This is a genomic window from Burkholderia sp. SIMBA_062 (assembly GCF_046534765.1).
Lineage (GTDB): Bacteria > Pseudomonadota > Gammaproteobacteria > Burkholderiales > Burkholderiaceae > Burkholderia > Burkholderia ambifaria.
This window is the reverse complement of sequence record NZ_JAWRYD010000404.1, coordinates 1-257: the sequence shown is the minus strand read 5'-3', so window position 1 is coordinate 257 and position 257 is coordinate 1. Positions and strand designations below refer to the sequence as shown.

The window sequence follows — 257 nt, the reverse complement described above, 5'->3', positions numbered from 1 at the left end:
CGTGTGGATATCTGTGATCGTGAAGCGCTCGACGCGCTGTTCGCTGAGCACAAGCCGCGCGCGGTGCTGCATTTTGCCGCGGAAAGCCACGTCGATCGTTCGATTCATGGTCCGGCCGATTTTGTTCAGACGAATGTGGTCGGCACCTTTACGCTGCTCGAAGCCACGCGTCAGTACTGGAACACGCTGCCCGAAGCCGAGAAAACCGCTTTCCGCTTCCTGCACGTTTCGACCGACGAAGTGTTCGGCTCGCTTTC

General features: G+C 58.8%; 1 protein-coding gene. It reads left to right on the top strand.

The features are described 5' to 3' along the window. Nucleotides 1-257, top strand: a 257-nt coding sequence (locus tag SB786_RS36855) for a GDP-mannose 4,6-dehydratase (protein WP_410731667.1), incomplete at both ends; no start/stop codon positions are given.